General features: G+C 44.8%; 15 protein-coding genes. 9 read left to right on the forward strand and 6 right to left on the reverse strand.

What is annotated here, in order from left to right:
- Window positions 1-8 precede the first annotated feature (8 nt).
- On the forward strand, window positions 9-1376 hold the full coding sequence (locus tag VFDL14_RS15735; protein ID WP_032550277.1) for a TrkH family potassium uptake protein: 1368 nt from the start codon (window positions 9-11) through the stop codon (window positions 1374-1376).
- Window positions 1377-1446: 70 nt separating this feature from the next.
- On the opposite strand, the gene msrB is transcribed toward VFDL14_RS15735, so the two are convergent.
- On the reverse strand, window positions 1447-2589 hold the full coding sequence (gene msrB, locus VFDL14_RS15730; protein WP_032550278.1) for a peptide-methionine (R)-S-oxide reductase MsrB: 1143 nt from the start codon (window positions 2587-2589) through the stop codon (window positions 1447-1449).
- A gap of 218 nt (window positions 2590-2807) precedes the next feature.
- On the opposite strand from msrB, the gene VFDL14_RS15725 reads away from it, so the two are divergent.
- Complete coding sequence (locus VFDL14_RS15725; protein ID WP_032550279.1) at window positions 2808-3206, forward strand: OsmC family protein; 399 nt, start codon at window positions 2808-2810, stop codon at window positions 3204-3206.
- A gap of 86 nt (window positions 3207-3292) precedes the next feature.
- Here VFDL14_RS15725 and VFDL14_RS15720 read toward each other — a convergent pair whose 3' ends face one another.
- The 4 genes from VFDL14_RS15720 to phnW all read right to left on the reverse strand — a co-directional run bounded on the left by VFDL14_RS15720 (window position 3293) and on the right by phnW (window position 8177).
- Window positions 3293-4369, reverse strand: a complete 1077-nt coding sequence (locus tag VFDL14_RS15720) for an OmpA family protein (RefSeq protein ID WP_032550280.1) — start codon at window positions 4367-4369, stop codon at window positions 3293-3295.
- A gap of 399 nt (window positions 4370-4768) precedes the next feature.
- Window positions 4769-5587, reverse strand: a complete 819-nt coding sequence (gene phnX, locus VFDL14_RS15715) for a phosphonoacetaldehyde hydrolase (RefSeq protein WP_032550281.1) — start codon at window positions 5585-5587, stop codon at window positions 4769-4771.
- An 80-nt stretch (window positions 5588-5667) separates the two neighbouring features.
- Entirely contained in the window at window positions 5668-7074 is a 1407-nt protein-coding gene (locus VFDL14_RS15710) for an aspartate aminotransferase family protein (protein WP_050487363.1), read from the reverse strand.
- Complete coding sequence (gene phnW, locus VFDL14_RS15705; protein ID WP_032550282.1) at window positions 7071-8177, reverse strand: 2-aminoethylphosphonate--pyruvate transaminase; 1107 nt, start codon at window positions 8175-8177, stop codon at window positions 7071-7073. Before phnW ends, VFDL14_RS15710 begins: the two co-directional genes overlap by 4 nt.
- Before the next feature lie 299 nt (window positions 8178-8476).
- Here phnW and VFDL14_RS15700 point away from each other — a divergent pair, with 299 nt between their 5' ends.
- Window positions 8477-9487, forward strand: a complete 1011-nt coding sequence (locus tag VFDL14_RS15700) for a putative 2-aminoethylphosphonate ABC transporter substrate-binding protein (protein ID WP_084181834.1) — start codon at window positions 8477-8479, stop codon at window positions 9485-9487.
- 141 nt (window positions 9488-9628) lie between these two features.
- The gene (locus VFDL14_RS15695) at window positions 9629-11050 is read left to right on the forward strand and encodes an FAD-dependent oxidoreductase (RefSeq protein ID WP_032550284.1); all 1422 of its coding nucleotides are present in this window, start codon (window positions 9629-9631) and stop codon (window positions 11048-11050) included.
- Window positions 11051-11178: 128 nt separating this feature from the next.
- On the opposite strand, the gene VFDL14_RS15690 is transcribed toward VFDL14_RS15695, so the two are convergent.
- Window positions 11179-13362 carry a TonB-dependent receptor domain-containing protein gene (locus VFDL14_RS15690; RefSeq protein ID WP_032550286.1) on the reverse strand — a complete coding sequence of 728 codons (2184 nt, stop codon included), beginning with the start codon at window positions 13360-13362 and terminating at the stop codon, window positions 11179-11181.
- 401 nt (window positions 13363-13763) lie between these two features.
- Here VFDL14_RS15690 and VFDL14_RS15685 point away from each other — a divergent pair, with 401 nt between their 5' ends.
- The 5 genes from VFDL14_RS15685 to VFDL14_RS15665 all read left to right on the forward strand — a co-directional run bounded on the left by VFDL14_RS15685 (window position 13764) and on the right by VFDL14_RS15665 (window position 19614).
- Entirely contained in the window at window positions 13764-14873 is a 1110-nt protein-coding gene (locus VFDL14_RS15685; RefSeq protein WP_032550288.1) for a putative 2-aminoethylphosphonate ABC transporter ATP-binding protein, read from the forward strand.
- A 20-nt stretch (window positions 14874-14893) separates the two neighbouring features.
- Window positions 14894-16603 (forward strand): putative 2-aminoethylphosphonate ABC transporter permease subunit, encoded by a 1710-nt coding sequence (locus tag VFDL14_RS15680; RefSeq protein ID WP_200870284.1) that lies wholly within the window; start codon window positions 14894-14896, stop codon window positions 16601-16603.
- A gap of 77 nt (window positions 16604-16680) precedes the next feature.
- Window positions 16681-17385: a phosphonate utilization transcriptional regulator PhnR gene (phnR, locus tag VFDL14_RS15675; protein WP_032550290.1), complete on the forward strand. Its 705-nt coding sequence runs from the start codon at window positions 16681-16683 to the stop codon at window positions 17383-17385.
- A 106-nt stretch (window positions 17386-17491) separates the two neighbouring features.
- Complete coding sequence (locus tag VFDL14_RS15670; protein ID WP_032550291.1) at window positions 17492-18394, forward strand: EamA family transporter; 903 nt, start codon at window positions 17492-17494, stop codon at window positions 18392-18394.
- A 203-nt stretch (window positions 18395-18597) separates the two neighbouring features.
- On the forward strand, window positions 18598-19614 hold the full coding sequence (locus VFDL14_RS15665) for a TRAP transporter substrate-binding protein (protein ID WP_032550292.1): 1017 nt from the start codon (window positions 18598-18600) through the stop codon (window positions 19612-19614).
- The last annotated feature ends 30 nt before the right edge of the window (window positions 19615-19644 follow it).

A 19644-nucleotide genomic window follows, 5' to 3' on the forward strand; every position in this document is an offset into this window, starting at 1 on the left:
GGCGGTCTATGCATTCAGTTCAAAGAAGAGGGCTGTTCTACACCTTAAAGCCAGACAATAAGCCGAAGAAAGGGTCTGAGCCAAAGATCATCCTCACCAGTTTTCTTGGGGTTCTTATTCCGTCGGCAATTCTTCTTACTTTGCCCGTCTTTTCGGTTACGGGCCTTTCGTTCACTGACGCCCTATTTACTGCGACTTCAGCGATAAGTGTAACTGGTTTAGGTGTCGTAGATACTGGGACCCATTTTACTCTGGCGGGTAAAGTGCTATTGATGTTCCTAATGCAGGTTGGTGGACTCGGCCAAATGACCTTGTCTGCGGTGCTCCTATATATGTTTGGGGTGAGGCTTAGTTTGAAGCAGCAAGCGCTCGCTAAAGAGGCATTAGGACAAGATAAACGCGTCAACTTGAGAAGCTTGGTCAAAAAGATCATCGCGTTTGCGCTTATCGCAGAACTCATTGGTTTTATTCTGCTTTGTTTTCGTTGGATACCGGAATATGGATGGGAAACCGGGAGCTTTTATGCTCTTTTTCACGCCATTTCGGCTTTTAACAACGCAGGCTTTGCGCTCTTTTCAGATAGCATGATGACGTTTGTTGATGATCCTCTAGTGATCTTCACTCTAGCAGGGTTGTTCATCTTTGGAGGTTTAGGGTTCACTGTCGTCGGCGATTTAGCTTCAAATTGGCGCCGTGGCTTCAATCACCTGCATCTACACACCAAAATCATGTTAACAGCGACTCCGACACTGCTTTTAGTTGGAACCGTATTGTTCTGGTTGTTAGAGCGAAACAATAGTGAAACGATGCAAGGTCTCACAACGAACGGTCAGTGGCTGGCAGCATTCTTTCAATCAGCCAGTGCTCGTACCGCAGGGTTTAATAGTGTCGACCTTACTCACTATACTCAGCCCGCTCTGCTCGTCATGATTGTCTTAATGTTAATCGGTGCCGGCTCAACTTCTACGGGGGGAGGGATCAAGGTATCAACGTTTGCAGTAGCTTTTGTGGCTACGTGGAGCTTCTTGCGCCAGAAAAAGCACGTCGTGATGTTTAAGCGTACCGTTTCATGGCAAGCAGTTACCAAATCCTTAGCCATCATCGTGGTCAGTGGGGCTATGTTAACGACAGCGATGTTTTTATTGATGTTAACGGAGAAAGCGGCATTTGATCGTGTCATGTTTGAAGTGATATCAGCCTTTGCAACCGTTGGTCTGACTGCAGGGCTAACTGCAAACTTATCAGAGCCGGGCAAATACATTATGGTGGTCGTTATGGTTATTGGCCGAATAGGGCCGTTAACTTTGGCTTATATGTTAGCAAGACCAGAGCCCTCGCTGGTGAAGTATCCAGAAGATACTGTGCTAACGGGATAATTCTTCATTGGATTGAATTGAAAAAGCCAGCGTCAATGCTGGCTTTTGTCTTCTAATTCTCGAATGGCGATTAACCTTCAAACATCTCTAGATAATCTCCGTATCCCTCTTCAGCTAGCTTCTCGACTGGAATGAATCGCATAGCCGCTGAGTTCATGCAGTAACGCAGTCCTGTCGGCTTTGGTCCATCTTTAAACACGTGACCAAGGTGTGAATCACCAAAGCGGCTGCGTACTTCGGTACGTGGATAAATCAGCTTGTAATCGGTTGTCGTTACAATGTAGTTGTCATTGATTGGCTGAGTGAAACTTGGCCAACCCGTACCCGACTTGTACTTGTCTTTTGATGAGAAAAGCGGTTCGCCGGTTACGATATCAACATAGATGCCTTCTTCCTTGTTATCCCAGTACTCATTATCGAAAGGACGTTCTGTCGCATCTTTTTGAGTCACGTTGTACTGAAGTGATGTCAGTTTCTGTTTGATCTCAGATTGCGAAGGCTTAGTGTAAACTTTCACGTTTGCAGCTTGGTTTTCGCCATCTAATAGCTGGCGAATCGTTTGTGGGTTTTCTTGGCGATCATCACCAAAGATTTTATCTAGGTACTGATCTCGGCCCGAAGCATAACGGTAGTAGTTGTAACGAACCTTGCTCTTCTTGTAGTAATCTTGATGGTAATCTTCTGCTGGCCAGAATTTTTTAAACTCAATCAGCTCAGTTTTTAAAGGAGCACCAAATAGGTTTGCCTCTTCGATTTCATTCATGAAGTTTTGAGCAATCTCTTTTTGCTCAGCGTTATGATAGAAAACCGCTGGACGATATTGAGGGCCACGGTCTACAAACGAACCTTTGTCGTCGGTTGGGTCAATATGACGAAAGAACTGGTCAAGCACTTGCTCGTAATTAACCACGCTAGGATCATAAACAACCTTAATTACTTCGATGTGTTCTGTTTTTCCTGACGCTACCTGTTTGTATGTTGGGTTTTCTAGCTTTCCTCCTGAGTAACCCGAAACAACATCGATCACACCATCGAGTTTTTCAAGATCGGATTCGGTACACCAGAAGCACCCCCCAGCTAAAGTTGCCACTTCGGTTTTACCTGAGTGTGCCGCTTTATCCATTGTATTGGCTGTGCCTGTTTGGCTAACAAGTAACGAAATCAGTGGCAATGCGACCACGAGTGAAACCAATATTTTAGATAATTTCTTCATAGATACCTCATCTTGACGTTTACTCATTCGATGCTGAATGTACGAATAGAGACAGGACTTTGATGGAAAAAATTGCACTATTCACTAAAAAATTATTTTGAAATTAAATTGTGCGTGTTTAAACGGGACGACTTGCTCTCCGATACGACCAGTAGTAGGGTGACGTTTATGTCGTTGTATAACCATAATGAGTGCGCGTCACTCGACTAAGGAAAAACATGAAAGCAGAAGTTAAATGGGTAGAAGGCTTTAAGTTTCTTGGCCAATCTCAATCAGGTCACTCTATCGTAATGGACGGTAGCGGCGGTGCAACGGCGCCTAGCCCTATGGAGATGGTATTGATGGCTGCTGGTGGTTGTAGTTCTGTTGACGTGGTTGATGGCTTAAAAGAAGCAGGACAGGCGATTACAGGTTGTAATGCAAAGCTCTCGACAGAACGTCGTGAAACCGCGCCAAAGATTTTCACTGCAATCAATATTCACTTCGAAGTGTCAGGTGATAACTTAGATGAAGAGCTGGTTGCGAAAGTATGCGCTGATTCATTAGAAAAATACTGCTCAGTTTGTTTGATGTTGGGCGCAGGCGTTGAGATGACCCATAGCTGGGAAATCGTCTAACAAGAAGAAAGGCCATGCATATAAGGTACATGGCCTTTCGTTTTACGAATAATTACGCTAGATCGCTTAAGCGGTGTAGCTAATAATTATTGGGTTGTCTCTTCAACCATGATTTTTTCAACTTGAACTTCTTCAGTGTATTCAAAGCCTGGAATAGTCGCCTCTACGCGTCGGTTCATCGCACGACCTTCAGCTGTATCGTTTGATGCTACAGGATTTTCTTCACCTTCACCTGTTGCTGTGATACGGCTAGCATCAATGCCTTGCTCTTCGATATATGCAGCAACAGATGCAGCACGTTTCTTCGATACCATCATGTTGTATTCCGCTGCGCCTGTCGAATCAGTATGACCAACTACTTCTACACTAGATTCTGGGTGAGCCTGAAGTACAGCAATCAGAGGACCAAGGGCCGCCTTACCATCAGCTGAAAGTTCAGTACTGTTGGTTGCGAACATCTCTTGCGAGAAGCTTTCGGTTTGCTCTTTCGTCACAACAACCGTTGTTTTCTCTTCTACGACCACTTCTTGTACTTCTGTGATTGGCTCAGAAGGTGCTTGTGTTACTACAGCTGTAGTGGCTGCTGCCGCTGCCGCAGAAGCTGTTGTTGCGCCAGTGCCAAAGTTATAGCTAACACCAACAGAGAACAGGTTTGCGTTCAGGTCTTGGATGTATTTGTCATCGAAGTCATCGAAGTACTGGTATTCAACCCTTACAGCCCATGTATCTGAGAATTGTTTCTCTACACCAGCTCCTACAGATAAAATGAAAGAGTCTTCACCACCGTGAGAGATGTACGCTGGACCGCCTTTCACAAAGAAGTCAAACTCTTGCTCTACTGGGAAACGGTACATAGGAGTTAGAGAGATAGCGATTAGAGGGTCACTGAATTGTGCAGCTGTACCACCACTAGCGAAACTTGTTTTGTAGTCACCAAGGAAGTCTGAACTTAGTTCAACACCAATACGGTCTGTGAAGTTGTAACCAGAGTAGATACCAGCCCCCACTGCATCATCATCGCACTCAAGGCCATCAACACAAGCGCTGTCTAGCCAACCAAGACCAACTTTAGCACCGACGTAAGTTGTCGCTGCGATAGATGGCGCAGCTGCAAGACCAGAGGTTGCGATAAGTGCACACATAATTTTTGACAGTCTTTTCATAATCTTATCCTTGTGATTAATTTTTATTCTACCTGGATCTGCCATTAAATGGTCATCGACTGTTTGTAACACACTGCTTGCAGACGATAACTGGAGGCGCTGACCCAGTTGGAATCTATCTATATGAGCGGTAAATCTATTGTTAATCCTATTGCACATGAGAGTCAACAAAATTGTTAAAAATTATGCATTTAACTAATTTGTAGTTGTTTAGTTATCAATAATGATTGGTTATATATAAAGCTATAGCTCAAGGTTTTGATTTTACAAATTTTATTCTATAAAAGAGTTAAAAAGCTTGCGCCACTTCATGCTTATAAAACGAACAAACCCGAAGCCAAAAAATTGACATCGGGAATGAATCAGTGAGTATCGGATTATGACTTTTCAGAGGCTGGGCTAAGGACGTTCGCCACGTAAGATACGAGCTTCGATCTGTTCGATAACGTTCGGTAGATCAGCAATAGTATCAATAAGATAGTGTGGTTTAGACTTGCCGAGCTTTTGCTTTGCTTTGTTACGAGCCGCCACAAGCGTTGCTTCATCCGCTTGTTGGTACTCCTCGAAGGTTAGGCCTGCTTCATTTCCCGATAAAAGAAGACCAACTGTCCACATGCCTGCATTGTGGCCTTCATCGATTCCCGGAGCAGCATCATCAACCTTAATACATGAAGCGACATTGGTAACACCAAGGTCGATGACGTTCTTCAATGCCATGAATGGTGCAGGGCGCCCACCTTGTGGAAGATCATCTGTAGCAACCACGCAATCTGGATGATATCCGTAGTCCGCAGCGACTGGAACGAGCACATCCATTACTTGGCGCGGGTAACCTGAACATGAGCCAATCTTTACGCCTTGCGATTTCAAGTTATTCACCACTTCGATGGCATTTAAGATAGGCGCGGCGTGGTCAGCTACTTTCGCTTTTTGTAATGGCATGAATGCCGCGTATATCGCATCGATATCTTCAGAGTTCATGTCTCTACCGAACTGTTCATTCCAACGAGTCTCTACAGAAGGTAATTGACCCACAGCTTGAATGTGGTCCCATTTACCGAGCCCCATAGGTTCGCGAGCTTCTTCAAGAGAAATATGAAAATCAAATCCTTGTTTGAACGCTTCTACAAAAATGCTGGTTGGAGCGAACGAACCGAAGTCTACGATGGTGCCCGCCCAGTCAAAAATTACCGCTTGGATTGTGGATGATTTCGCCATGATTGTTTGTCCTTTATAAACCTTGAGATCAACGTCAAGGCTGTCACTAATTTGTTGGTGGTGATTAATGTTTAATGAGGTTAAATCTGGTATCCAAAGTCTCGACATACTTTATCGATAGCTGCTTCAAAGATATCTAGAGCTGCATTGAGATCGCTGCGTTCGATGATCAATGGAGGGCTAAGTTGTGCGACATTGCCTTGTGACACTTTAAAGCTCAGACCTTGGTTTAAACATTCGTAAAGCAGCGCTTCAGCTTCGTCGTATGCACGAGTCTTGGTGAGAGGGTCTGTTACCAGTTCGACTCCCCATAAAAGGCCAATTCCGCGCACATCGCCGATAACGGAGTAACGTGCTTTCATATCGAGCAGACGTTGTTTCACAAATTCACTGTCGTCTTTCACTTTTTGCAAAAGGTTGTGCTGCTCGATGACCTGCATGGTTGCCAGTGCTGCAGCGCAACCGATCGGGCTTTTCTCGTGGGTGTAATGACCGAGTGAGATTTGTGCTGCCGTGTTGTATTTGTTTTTGGTTACCATTGCTGCGATTGGAACCAAACCACCGCCAAAGCCTTTTCCAATACAGAGAATATCTGGCTCAATGTCATAAGCTTGATGAGTAAACCATTCACCACTGCGTCCCATACCATTGGGAATATCATCAATGATCAGCAGCACGTTGTGCTTATCGCAGATCTCTCGGATTCGTTTCCAATAGGCTTTGCTTGGCACTTGGACATCAGTATTTCGAACCGCTTCTGCAATGAATGCGCCAATGCTTCCCTCTTTCTCAATCACATACTCAAGGTAGTCGGCGTAATGAACATCTGAGTTTGGGTCGCCATCGCGCATTGGGAAAGCACCTCGGTACGACACCGCTGGTGGAATACGCTCTACTCCAGCCATCAATGGTCCCATGCCTTCACGAAAACATGCTTCACCACCGACAGAGATAGCGTCAAGAGAGGCTCCATGGAAAGAGTCCCAAAGCGAAACGACTTTAAAGTTGTTGGTTACGTGCCTTGCTAGCTTCAATGCCATTCCAATCACGGAGGTGCCACCGGGTGCGAACAACACACGGTTGAGTTCGCCACCACAGATTTGCGTTAGCTTTTCCGCGCACTCGATGGCCGTCTCGTTAGTAAAGCGTCGCGGAGAAAACGGCAGCGAAGCCATTTGTTCGGTTACTTTCCTGATGACTTCTGGATGCCCGTATCCCAGTTGATGGACATTATTCCCATGGAAGTCCATGTATTTTTTACCCGCTGCATCCTCAATGTAGATGCCTTCAGCGTGTTGCAGGGTATCTAAGCACGGCGTTGACATAGCTTGGTGAAGAAACACATCTGAATCTCTCTTCAAAATCGCTTGAGTGGCTCTATCTTCTAGAGAAGCGTTCCACTCCTGTCGTGCTGGTGTTGTGTTTACATCTCCTTCACTACGAAAGTGAGTGTGAGAGAGGTTCTCTTTTGATTCACACTGCATCATGCGTTCACTTCCCAGTACTTTGCCTTGCTGATAGCACCGATTAGACGCTCAATGTCAGCAGGGTAAACCTCACCAATATTGCCAATACGGAAACAGTCAGCATTGGATACTTTACCCGGATAGATAACGAAGCCTTGCTCTTTAAGGCGCTCATAAAACTCTTTGAATTGGTAGTCGCTATGAGCAGGAGAATAGAAAGAGGTGATAATAGGAGAGTGAAGATCGTCGCTCAGTAACGGTTCGAAACCCAGAGAACGCATCCCAGCCACTAGTGTTTTCTGATTGGTTGAATAACGTTGGAATCGTGCGGCAACTCCACCTTCTTGCTCAAGCTCGATGAGTGCTTGATAAAACGCGCGCACGGTATGCGTTGGTGAAGTAAAGCGCCATTTACCATGGTTCGCTTCCATGCAGTGCCATTGGTCGTAAAGGTCTAAACTCAGTGAGTGAGCTTGCCCATTACATTTCTCAAGTTCACCTTGTTTGGCAATAACAAAACCAAACCCTGGTACACCTTGAATACATTTATTCGCTGAGCTGATCATAAAGTCGATACCTAGGTCAGCGATATCCATTGGGATACCACCAAAGCTTGACATGGCGTCGAGAATTACGATTTTACCTTGTTGCTTAGCTAGTTGAGTAATCTCTTTAATAGGATTCAACATGCCTGTTGTGGTTTCACAATGAACAATTGCAACATGGGTAATGCTTGGATCCATGGCCAGTGCCGTTTCCATTTCGTTCAAGTCAGGTTGTGATGTTTCGCCTGGTGAAACGACATGGCATGGAATATTTAAATACTGCGCAATTTGTGCGATGCGAGCGCCATAAGCACCGTTATCGACCACCAGTAATTTGCCTCCTGTGCCGATTACACTGCCAATCGTCGCTTCAACAGAAGCAGTGCCACTGCCTTGCATTAATACACTTGTATAGCCTGTTTGTTGCGTTGCAAGCTGAACCAGCTTATGGCGGATGACCTGTACGATGTCTTTGTTGTATTCATCGTCCCATGTACACCAGTCTTTTAGCATCGCTTGGCGAACTGATTCAGAAGTGGAAAGAGGGCCAGGGGTTAAGAGCAAGTATTCATTTTTCATCTTGATTTCCATTTGGACTATACCAATATTTGTGGTTACTCTATCAATCGAATCTGATGGAGGTAAAGAGTAAAATCACTAGATTCACAAAAGCTTCATATTCAAAATTCTTGGTAGGCATCTCGTCAGTAGAGATCTTCAAAATGCCATTTTTTGTTCATTTAATCGTCATAAAACTCGAATAGGTTAATATTCGTCATCTGGTACATACCAATAAGGTGTGTGCTCATTAATGGAAATGAAAGAATGTATGTCGACTTGGCTGCATCCACTCTTGCTAGACAGTTCAACTGGAGAACATGATGAAAAACCGTTTTATGAAAGGATCACTTGCTGCACTTGTGTCACTACTGGCTACCAACGCATTTGCGGCCGAGGAAGTGACGGTTTATACAGCGTTTGAAACAGATATTTTGGCGAAGTACAAGAATGCATTTGAGAGCGAAAACCCAGACATTCGCATTAAATGGGTACGTGACTCAACGGGCATTATGACGGCTAAGCTATTGGCTGAAAAAAACAACCCAAGAGCCGAAGTTGTTTGGGGGCTTGCGGGCTCATCAATGGCTCTGTTGAAAGAAGAGGGCATTCTTCAACCATATACGCCTCAAGGTGTTGATGCACTTCGCTCAAATCTGAATGATCCACAATCTTCTCAAGCTTGGTATGGTAATGACGCATTTTTCAATGCAGTTTGTTTTAACGAAGCCGTAGCAAAACAGTTGAACTTGCCTGCACCTCAATCTTGGGAAGATCTCACTAAGCCTATCTATAAAGGCCACATTGCAATGCCAAACCCGGCATCTTCCGGTACTGGTTACATGCAAGTTTCAGCATGGCTGCAGAACATGGGCGAAGACCAAGCATGGAATTACATGCAAAAGTTAGATAAAAACATTGCACACTACACACACTCTGGTTCTAAACCTTGTGTACAAGCTGGTATGGGTGAAGTTGCTATCGGTATTTCTATGGCAAGCCGTGGTGCTAAGTTGAAAACGCAAGGTGCCCCATTGGCAGTAATTACTCCAGCAGGTATCGGCTGGGAGTCTGAAGCAGTTGGTCTTGTTAAGTCATCAGAAGCAGCAAAACGTGTTGTTGATTGGTCGATTTCTAAAGCAGCAAATGAGCTTTACATTGAGATGTACCCAGTCGTTGGTCATAAAGACGTAACAGCAACAGTGAAAAACTTCCCAAATGTTGAAAAAAACATGGCGAAGATGGACTTTGCTCGTATGGGTAGTGAGCGTGCAGACGTATTGAAAACTTGGTCTGATAAGTTTGACGCGAAGTCTGAACCTAAATCTTAATCTTACCCCTCTAAATCAAAGGAAGGCTTAGGTCTTCCTTTTTTGATCAATTAGAGCTGCCCTTTAATGCTCGCTCTCTAATAATTCTCAATATTAATCACACCGTGCATTTTGGTGTCGATTTCGCTAGGTAACTCTTTTATGTCAAAACATTACTCATATTGGTTCAAACAAGCCTTGCAACAGGAGTTTGGTCAGGACAGCCCGCCAAGTGATGCTGGTCAACCACTGACACAAGATATCGAAACAGACATCGCTATTGTTGGTGGTGGTTACACAGGATTATGGACCGCTATTTTAATTAAACAGCAACAGCCAGAAGCGCGAGTTGTGGTTATTGAAAAAGGTTTGTGCGGCAGTGGAGCATCGGGTGCTAATGGTGGGTGTATGCTCACTTGGTCCACTAAGTTTCCAACTTTAAAACGCCTTTACGGAGAGCAACAAGCAAAATGGCTGGTGGAGCAGTCTGAAAAGGTCATTTTTGAAATAGAAGCGTTTTGCAAAGAGCATGATATTGACGCTCACCTTTATCGCAGTGGTACCTATTATACGGCGACGAACCAAGCCCAGAGAGGTGGCATGGCCCCTGTGGTCAGTGAACTGAAAAAGCAGGGAATCAACAGCTGGCAGGAGTGTGGTGATAATCTCAGTCGTCAGGCGGGATCAGAGCGTCACATCGAAGGTTACTATTCCGAAGCGGCCGGTAGTGTTCAACCGGCATTGTTAGCAAGAGGTCTTCGCCAAGTTGCAATTAAGTTAGGTGTGGAAGTTTACGAAAATACCCCGATGCTAGAGTTGAATTACGGTGAGCCAGCCAAGGTCGTAACACCCGCAGCAACCGTTACGGCCGATAAAGTGGTGCTAGCGCTGAATGCATGGATGCTTGACCACTTTAAAGCTTTCAAAAGAAGTATCGTGGTTGTCTCTTCGGATATGGTGATTACTGACCCGATTCCAGAAAAACTCGGGGAGTATGGCCCAGAGCAAGGCGCAGCTGTGGTTGATTCGAGGATCTTTGTTCATTATTACCGAGATACACGAGATGGCCGACTGATGCTTGGCAAGGGAGGCAATAAGTTCTCGTTTTCCAATCAAGTCGATAATATGTTTAACCAGCAGACGCAGTACCTTTCACTGCTTAAAAACTCATTTCAAACCTTGTTTCCAAAGCTAGAACAGCAAGACTTTGCTTACAGTTGGTCTGGCGGTTCTGATCGTTCCGTTACCGGGCTACCTTTCTTCGGTAACATTGAGAATCAATCGAACATCTTTTATGGTCTCGGCTACTCAGGCAACGGCGTTGCACAAACCCGAATGGGTGGAAAAATCCTCTCATCGATGGCTTTGGGGTTAGACAACGAATGGACAAGAAGTGGCATGACAAAAGGCCCACTAGGTCACTTTCCACCAGAACCTTTTCGCTGGCTGGGAGCGATGATGGTGCGCGATGCGGTGCGTCGAAAAGAAAACGCAGAAGATGTAGGTCAAAAGCCGATGTGGTTAGATAAGCAACTTGCCAAGTTGGCTGGTGCAGCAGGCAAAGCAGACAAAATTACTGGGTAGTTTGGGGTATTGCTTGGTGAATAAATAGAAGGCAACTAAGTCACCTCTTAGTTGCCTTTTTGCTTATCTAAAGCTTGTTTTTTCGCGGTAAACAGGGATCGCTTCGTTCAAATAGCTTTGGAGCTTATCTAGAATTGGTAAGCTGCACTTAGTTTAATTTCTCGACCAGGTGAAGCGATTCCATTTGATAGATACGCTTCATAGTAACGATCTGTCAAGTTAGTCACAATTGCACCAAACGAAAGCCCTTTAACTTGCTGAACTTCCCATGTCGCATAGATGTCTTGCAGAGTATATTGGTCACTAGGTTTGTTGCTGTAGGTTTTGTCTTCACCTGTTTTGGTTTGAGCGTCGTACCAGCGAAGTTTCCAACCCGTTGTTAAGCCCTCACTCCATTCATAACCCAAACCAAGGTTAATGTTGAGTGGTGGTGTATTAGGGAAATCTTCATCACTGCCTGTTGAATCGGCGAGGCTGCCTTTATATTTCCCGCGAACGTAAGCAACAGAAAAGTCGCTAAAGAAATCAGCAATACGATATTGGCTGATGAGTTCGAAACCGTGATTCTTGTAGCCATCTAGGTTGGTGTTCCAACTTTGGTTCTCATCCGTTTCTTTGTCTAAATTCGCACCTACTCGGTTGTGTACGTGGTCACTCACATCATTGAAGAAAACTGTGAATTCAGTGCCAATAGAATCGCTATCGCTAAATAACCCATCAGTAATGTTGATTACACTTGCTTGGTAGGTATGGATTCGTGACACCTCAAGGTCGCGAGCGGTTGCCGTCGCGGTTGCCCGTGCATACTGAACAGAATATAAATTATCGATGGTTGGTGCTTTCAATGCATATGCGTATGAGAAATTTAAGCGTGTACTATCGGTCGCTTCGTAATCAAGGTCGATGCGAGGGCTGAAACCTTCATGTGTTGTTTCGCTATAGTCATGACCTGCAGCTGGATCGTTATAGTCTGGTGCAGCATTTCCTTTGCCTTCACTGACTACATACTCATACCTTATAGACGGAGTGACCGTGAAGCTAGGTGTTGCTTGGAAGTGGTCAGCAATATAGACCGCATAGGTTTTTTGCTTACCTGAAGGCTCATAATATGGCGTGTACCAGCCGTAATTTTTCTCTGCTTTGCTATCGTATGACGCATTGAAAACCAGTGAATCACGTTCTGTTCTTTGATATTGAAGACCCGTGACTAAGGTGTGGTTACCAAGAATCGCGGTGTTATAGATATCGACAAAATCGCGTTTGTAGCTGAGCCAAGACTCGTGTCCATAGCTACCTACTGACACCCACATTTTTTCAAAGGCAATATCTGGGCGTACCCAGTGACGATCATTCTCAGATCGCGCAGCCTTAATGTTGAAATCAATGTACGGGCTGGACGGTGAGTAATGATATGAAGCTGTCGTCGTGTTGTCGGTGTATTCGTTGTATACCGTATATGCGTATTTTGCAGCTTCTAGTGAACCATATTTTTTGATTGTCCATTCGGTAATATTTGGCATTTCGCCGCGTCGGTTAGCCCATGGTTTACGACCTTCATCTTTATAGCGAGTGTGGCTCACTTCAAATTGGTGATGGTCGTTTTCATAACCTATTTTAAACAGCATGTTTTCTTGTTCGTACCCAGAATAATCTAGGCCATTATCTGAACCACCGACGTGGATATCATCAGAGTCTGTCACCGAGCCATTGGCGATATAGTAAAATCCGGTATCGCTTTTGCCGTAGACGCTCAGGTTGTACGCCATAGAGTCGCCGTTGGTGTTGTATCTCTGATTTGCACGAAAGCCGAAGTTTTCTCCTGGTGTTAACAAGTCATCAACTGTCTTGGTTTTGATGTGAATAGTGCCACCAAACTTACCGTTGAGCGCTCTATAGTCATGTGCACCTTTGATAACTTCCGCTTCACCAATCAAAAATGGGTCGAAGAAAAATGTACCGTAACGGTATTGTTGAAAACCGATCGGTGCGCCATCAACGAATACGGCTATGTCGCTGGGGTCAGAGAAACCACGGATATTGATACGCTCACCACCGGAACGAGCGCCACCGTCAAGGTGTGCACCAGGTACTGAATCGATAAGAGACGCAAAGTTGGAATATTGTTGCTCTTCCACTTCTTGCCAGTCGATAGTGGTTTGACCCGGTTCCGATACGGTAATTGGTTTGGCGTATTGAACACCAATGACTTCAACAGACTCATCCGTGGCTTCAGACGAAACTGCGTTAAATGATTGAAAGACAGCAATTGAGAGCAGGCTTAACTTAAAAATGGGGTTCGAGTAAATACTCATAACAATGACTTATAGTAGTTATTTGGAGGGAGGATTATATGAATATTTATAAATTACACAAACATTAATGATATTTATTATCATTAATGTTTGGTTTGTATTGCTGTTATGTTGTAACAATTTGGACATATCAGCTGGTTTTTTGGTTGCTTTCTAGGTAATCCATCTGAATCCATCTGAATTTATCTAAGGCGCTGAACCAGTATGTACATGGTAGAGGAGTCATCTTGGTACTCATATTCGATAAATGATCTTCTCAGACTTCTAGCACTTATCGAGGACGAAACCGAACCGTTATACAAACGCAATATAACTGTCATTTAGCTTCTATAAATTTGTCACTCAACTGAAATATTCAAGGTTTAGATTTGGTATATACCATTTAAAGAGTGCTGCAGAAAATGAGCAATTCAACCTATCTGAATATAGAAAACGTTGTAAAACAGTTTGGTCAATTTACAGCGTTAAAAAACATCTCTCTGTCGATCGAGAAAGGAGAGTTTGTCTGTTTCTTGGGGCCGTCTGGCTGCGGAAAAACGACCCTTTTACGTGCAATTGCAGGTTTAGACCTTCCCACCTCTGGACGTATTGAACAGAACCAAGTTGATACAACCTTTCTTCCACCTGAGAAACGTGATTTCGGCATTGTATTCCAGTCTTACGCGCTTTTTCCTAATCTGACTGTAGAAGAGAACATTGCGATTGGCCTAAAAAACCAAGGTATGTCGAACAAAGAGGCGCTGGAATCGGTTGAAAGCTGGCTAGAGACGATTGGTCTGTCTGGATCTGGGCAGAAATACCCAAACCAATTATCAGGTGGCCAGCAGCAGCGAGTTGCGCTTGCTCGTGCGTTAGCACTTTCTCCAGGTCTTCTACTGCTTGATGAACCGCTTTCTGCGTTGGATGCCAAAGTAAGAACGCATCTTCGAGACGAGATTTGCCAGTTACAAAGAAAACTCGGTATTACTACTATCATGGTGACGCACGATCAAGACGAAGCGTTAACTATGGCTGACCGCATTGTCGTGATGAATCACGGTGTTATTGAGCAAGTTGGGGCGCCACAAGAGATCTACCAAAAGCCCGCGACTCGATTTGTCGCTGAGTTTGTTGGATGTATGAACTTCATTGAAACATCAGTGATTGCGGATTCTAAGATGCGCATTGCTGAATCCATTCTAACCTTGCCAAAGTTAGATAACCTGGATACGAACGTCGGCGACCGATTTGATATTGCGATACGACCTGAGCAGCTTCAGTTCGTAGAACGTTTTAGTGAATCTCTTCCTGTTCGTATTGTGTCGAGCGAGTTTCTAGGCGCATTCTATCGTGTTGAGTGTGAACTACAGCATGACCCAAGAGCAAAGCAGATTGTGGTTGATGTGCCAGTTAAAACATTTAATGAAATGAAGCTGCGCCGTGGAGACATTCGTTATGTGGCGCTCGATCAGGATGGGCTGCGTGCGTACCCAAGCAATGAGCGTCTTGTATCTAAAGATGAGGCGGCGTAATTGTCATGGAATCGACACAAATGATGCAATCTAAGCGACGAATTCAGCAGCGCATAACACCATTTCTCGCTCGAGTGAGTAAAGACAATGTCATCCTGTTCAGCTTGTTGGCGTTCTTATCTGTGGTGATGGTACTGTTCATCTTGATGCCATTGTGGGCGATGCTTAAGAAGAGTGTTCAGAATGGCGAAGGGGAGTTTGTTGGCCTACAAAATTTCGCGACTTATTTCTCTTCAGCAAGCTTGTGGCAGTCGGTGGGTAACACATTTACTCTTGGGTTACTGGTGACAGTTGTCGTAGGTGTACTCGCATTTGGATATGCTTATGCTTTGACACGATCTTGTATGCCGATGAAAGGGTTATTCCAAGTACTTGGTTCTGCTCCGATATTAGCGCCGTCGTTGCTCCCTGCGATAAGCTTAATCTTTCTGCTCGGTAATCAGGGCATCGCTAAAGAAGTGCTCGGTGGGCACTCCGTTTATGGGTTGATTGGAATCTCATTAGGTTTGATTTTTTGGACCTTCCCACATGCCCTGATGATCCTGACAACCTCATTGCGTACGTCAGATGCTCGTTTGTACGAAGCAGCAAGAGCTCTTAATACGTCACCTCTCAAAACTTTTTTCATCGTGACTCTGCCAGCAGCCAAATACGGTTTGATCAGTACACTCATCGTTGTGTTTACGCTGGTGGTGTGTGATTTCGGTGTGCCGAAAGTAATTGGTGGCAGCTACAACGTTCTTTCCACTGACATCTTTAAGCAGGTGGTTGGCCAGCAGAACTTCTCAATGGGTGCGGTTACCAGTATTTTGTTACTACTACCTGCGGCTTTAGCATTCGGCGTAGATCGCTGGGTGCAAAAGAAACAGAAAAGCTTGTTCGATACACGTTCTGTCGCCTATCAGCCACAACCTAGTATGGTTCGAGACAGTGTCTGCTTTATCTATTGTTTGATGATTTCTGCAGCTGTAGTGGTTGTTTTAGGGATGGCGATCTACGGCTCTATGGTGACGTTTTGGCCTTGGAACAAAGCGCTGACGCTTAACAACTATAACTTCGCTGAAATGAGTACTTATGGTTGGACGCCGTTTTTTAACTCGCTAACACTGGGCGCTTGGGCGGCGGTCATTGGTACCGTACTGATTTTCCTTGGTGCATACGGCATAGAGAAAGGCCGCGCGTTTGCGCCAATTCGCCAAGTCATGCAGATGCTGAGTGTAGTACCTATGGCGGTTCCGGGCATGGTTCTAGGTTTAGGTTATATCTTTTACTTTAATGACCTGAACAATCCACTGAACTTTCTGTATGGCACGATGACATTCCTCGTTATCAATACCGTGGTGCACTATTACACCGTCGGTCATATGACAGCTCTCACCGCACTAAAGCAGCTCCCTGCAGAGATTGAAGCGACAGCTGCTTCGGTCAACCTTCCTCAATATAAGTTGTTCTTTAAAGTGACGGTGCCGGTATGTTTGCCCGCCATATTAGATATCGCGACTTACTTGTTTATTAATGCATTGACCACGACTTCTGCGGTAGTATTCCTATATTCAACGGATACCATTCCAGCCTCAGTCTCTGTACTCAATATGGATGATGCTGGCCAAACTGGAGCAGCTGCGGCGATGGCGGTGATGATTATGCTGTCGGCAGCGAGTGCTAAAGTGGTGCACTTGGTTATCAATCAGCTGTTTGAGCAGCGCACACAGGCGTGGCGTAAGCGATAATTCGCGGCTTGGCGAATAAGAATTAATATGCGTGGCCATGGAGCGGCTACCAGAAAGAATAATTAAAAGGAAAATTGGTGCAGTACGTAAAAATTAAAGATGTCATTGTTGAGCAGATAGAGTCGGGGATGCTTTCTCCAAGACAGAAACTGCCTGCAGAGCGTAAGTTAGCAGAGTCTTTCGATACGACTCGCGTTACGTTGCGTGAAGCCTTGTCTTCATTAGAAGCGGAAGGACGCATTTATCGAGAAGATCGCAGAGGTTGGTTCATTTCACCGGAGCCATTGCGTTACGATCCAACTCAAACGCTTAATTTTACCAACATGGCATTGTCTCAGAACCGTCAACCTAAGACGGAGTTGATCGCGGCTAAAGGAATACTGGCGACGAAAGAGGCGACTCGATTGTTAAAGTTGGCGCCCTTCTCTGATGTTTACCGAGTCGACCGAGTTCGTTATCTAGAAGATAGGCCAGTGGTGTATGTGACTAATTACATTCGTCCCGAGTTGTTCCCAAATCTGTTAGAGCATGATCTCTCCAAGTCACTTACTGATATTTATCGAGAGCACTTTGGCGTTGTCTACCAGACGATCCGTTATCGAGTGAGTACTACGTCATTGCTGGGAGAGACGGCTCAGGCACTTCGAGCGACATCAGGCTCACCAGCGATGGTGGTTGAAAGGATCAATTACAACCAAGATGGTGAACTGATTGATTGCGATATTGAATATTGGCGACATGATGCTATCAGTATCGAATCCGTTGCTCACCTAGAGCGGTAGAAGGTTAGCTGAGTGAGCGAGTCGGTGCTCGTCGGTTAATTAAGCTTTAATCCCTAATCAGGTCTCTAAGTTAGAGGCCTTTTTTATCCTCAAAATTGGAAAGAACATGGAACTGTCCGCCATAGTCATAGTGATAATTTCAGCTTTACTTCATGCAGGCTGGAATGTACTGGGCAAATCAAACCAAAGCTCTGGCTCTTCATTCTTCTTGGCGTCGAGCTTTGCAGCTGCAACTTTGCTCACCCCTTATCTTATTTGGTACATCAACACTGTCGGCTTCTCTAATATCGGCTTACCGTTTTGGCAATTGTTACTGCTGAGTGGAATCTGTCAGGTGATTTACTTAGTGGGGTTGGGTGTTGCTTATAAGCAAGCTGATATCGGCGTGATATATCCAATGGCTCGTGCATTGCCTGTATTGATGGTGGGATTCGGGACTCTGCTGTTGGGATATTCATTGACGTACAACCAGTGGCTTGGATTTACGCTGATTACCTTAGGCTGTTTAGTTGTGCCACTTAAGAGCTTTAAAGATCTAAGACCACGGGCCTATTTGAATCTAGGTGTACTTTGGGCACTCATCGCGGCGATTGGCACAACTGGCTATTCAATCATCGATAAAGAAGCCTTATTGCTGCTCGGCGACATCGAATCCAAAAAGGTTACAAATAGAGACGCATCGATCTTCTATTTAGGTATGCAGTTCTGGGCAATAGCTTTGCCGCTCAGTACTTGGTTATTGCTTTCAAAGCAGAGTGCAGAGTTTGCAAACGCATGGCGAATTCGCAAAAAAGCCGCAACTGCCGGTGTAATGATGGCCGCGACTTATGGACTGGTTCTGTTCGCAATGACCATGACTGAAAATGTCAGCTTGGTGGTAGCGCTAAGACAGGTAAGTATCATCTTTGGTGTTGTGATGGGGATCTACTTTTTGAAGGAAAAGTGGCACATAACTCGTGGTGTCGGTGTTCTATTTATTCTGTCAGGATTGGTTATCTCATTGTTTTAGAATAACTATTATATAGTCAATCATTCTTAAAGTGTGACTTTTCGCACGCAATTCCCTTATTGATAGCAAACGTTTTACTGTTGTTAAAGATGTGATCTCTCTCATAGACAGTCTGATAAAGTTACCGGTAACATCGCACTCAACGTTACCGGTAACATAAAATAACAAACCGGATTAAAGTGAAACCCATAAGGATACCCCGAATGAAAGCTATGACTAAAACGCTGATTGCTGCTTCCCTAACAGGTCTATTCGCGACTTCTGCAATGGCTGCAGACTTCAAACTGAAAATTCAATCTTCAGATCCATCTGGTGATCTGAACTTCAAAGTTCAACAGAACTGGGCTGAGCGTGTTGAGACTATGTCTAATGGTCGTATCGACATCGATCTTCTACCGGTAGGTGCTGTGGTTAAGCACACAGAGACACTAGGCGCGATCAAAATGGGTATCCTTGATGGCCAAGTAACTGCAACGGGTTACTTCTCTGGTAAAGATCCAGCATTTGGTCTTATCGGTAACATGGTTGGTGCTTGGTCTGATACAACACAACTTCTGCAATACATGAACTACGGCGGTGGTAACGAGCTAATGACTGAGCTTTACGCTCCTTACGGCGTTAAGTTTGTTGGTGCTTCGACTACGGGTGTTGAGTCGTTCATCTCGAAAGTACCAGTAGACGGTGTTGATGATCTTAAAGGTCTTAAACTGCGAGCTCCTGAAGGTCTAGTGCAACAAGTATTTGCAGCGGCAGGTGCGACACCAGTTAACCTACCAGGTTCTGAAGTATTTACTGGCTTAAGCAAAGGCGTTATTGATGCGGCTGACTACACAGTATTCTCTACTAACCAAAAAGCGGGCATGAACGACATCGCAACACACCCAGTTCAACCGGGTTTCCACTCTCTTCCTCTGATCGACATCTCTATCTCTCAGAAGAAGTGGGACAAAATGCCTGCGGATCTACAAACTATTCTGCAAACGTCTGTTCGTGACTTCTCTTACGACATGACAACTCAGCTGAAAATGGCTGACCAAGCAGCAGTGAAAGAAGCGCAAGCAAACCCAGAAATCACGATTCACAATTGGTCTGATGAAGAACGTAAGAAGTTCCGTGAAATCGCAAAAGGTCAATGGAAAGTATTTGCTGAACGTTCTCCAAATGCACAGAAAGTATACGACTCTGTAACTGGCTTCCTAGAGACAAACGGTCTACTTTAATTCACAACGATTATCCAGGCTAAATACCTA

The organism is Vibrio fortis (assembly GCF_000695685.1).
Taxonomy (GTDB): Bacteria; Pseudomonadota; Gammaproteobacteria; order Enterobacterales; family Vibrionaceae; genus Vibrio; species Vibrio fortis_A.

Bases quoted from the DNA above. Each gene is read 5' to 3' on its own strand.
- VFDL14_RS15720 (WP_032550280.1), bottom strand. From the start codon at position 4,369: ATGAAAAGACTGTCAAAAATTATGTGTGCACTTATCGCAACCTCTGGT.
- VFDL14_RS15680 (WP_200870284.1), top strand. From the start codon at position 14,894: ATGATGCAATCTAAGCGACGAATTCAGCAGCGCATAACACCATTTCTC.
- VFDL14_RS15695 (WP_032550284.1), top strand. From the start codon at position 9,629: ATGTCAAAACATTACTCATATTGGTTCAAACAAGCCTTGCAACAGGAG.
- VFDL14_RS15725 (WP_032550279.1), top strand. From the start codon at position 2,808: ATGAAAGCAGAAGTTAAATGGGTAGAAGGCTTTAAGTTTCTTGGCCAA.
- VFDL14_RS15670 (WP_032550291.1), top strand. From the start codon at position 17,492: ATGGAACTGTCCGCCATAGTCATAGTGATAATTTCAGCTTTACTTCAT.
- phnX (WP_032550281.1), bottom strand. From the start codon at position 5,587: ATGGCGAAATCATCCACAATCCAAGCGGTAATTTTTGACTGGGCGGGC.
- VFDL14_RS15710 (WP_050487363.1), bottom strand. From the start codon at position 7,074: ATGATGCAGTGTGAATCAAAAGAGAACCTCTCTCACACTCACTTTCGT.
- VFDL14_RS15690 (WP_032550286.1), bottom strand. From the start codon at position 13,362: ATGAGTATTTACTCGAACCCCATTTTTAAGTTAAGCCTGCTCTCAATT.
- VFDL14_RS15665 (WP_032550292.1), top strand. From the start codon at position 18,598: ATGAAAGCTATGACTAAAACGCTGATTGCTGCTTCCCTAACAGGTCTA.
- phnW (WP_032550282.1), bottom strand. From the start codon at position 8,177: ATGAAAAATGAATACTTGCTCTTAACCCCTGGCCCTCTTTCCACTTCT.
- VFDL14_RS15735 (WP_032550277.1), top strand. From the start codon at position 9: ATGCATTCAGTTCAAAGAAGAGGGCTGTTCTACACCTTAAAGCCAGAC.
- VFDL14_RS15700 (WP_084181834.1), top strand. From the start codon at position 8,477: ATGATGAAAAACCGTTTTATGAAAGGATCACTTGCTGCACTTGTGTCA.
- VFDL14_RS15685 (WP_032550288.1), top strand. From the start codon at position 13,764: ATGAGCAATTCAACCTATCTGAATATAGAAAACGTTGTAAAACAGTTT.
- msrB (WP_032550278.1), bottom strand. From the start codon at position 2,589: ATGAAGAAATTATCTAAAATATTGGTTTCACTCGTGGTCGCATTGCCA.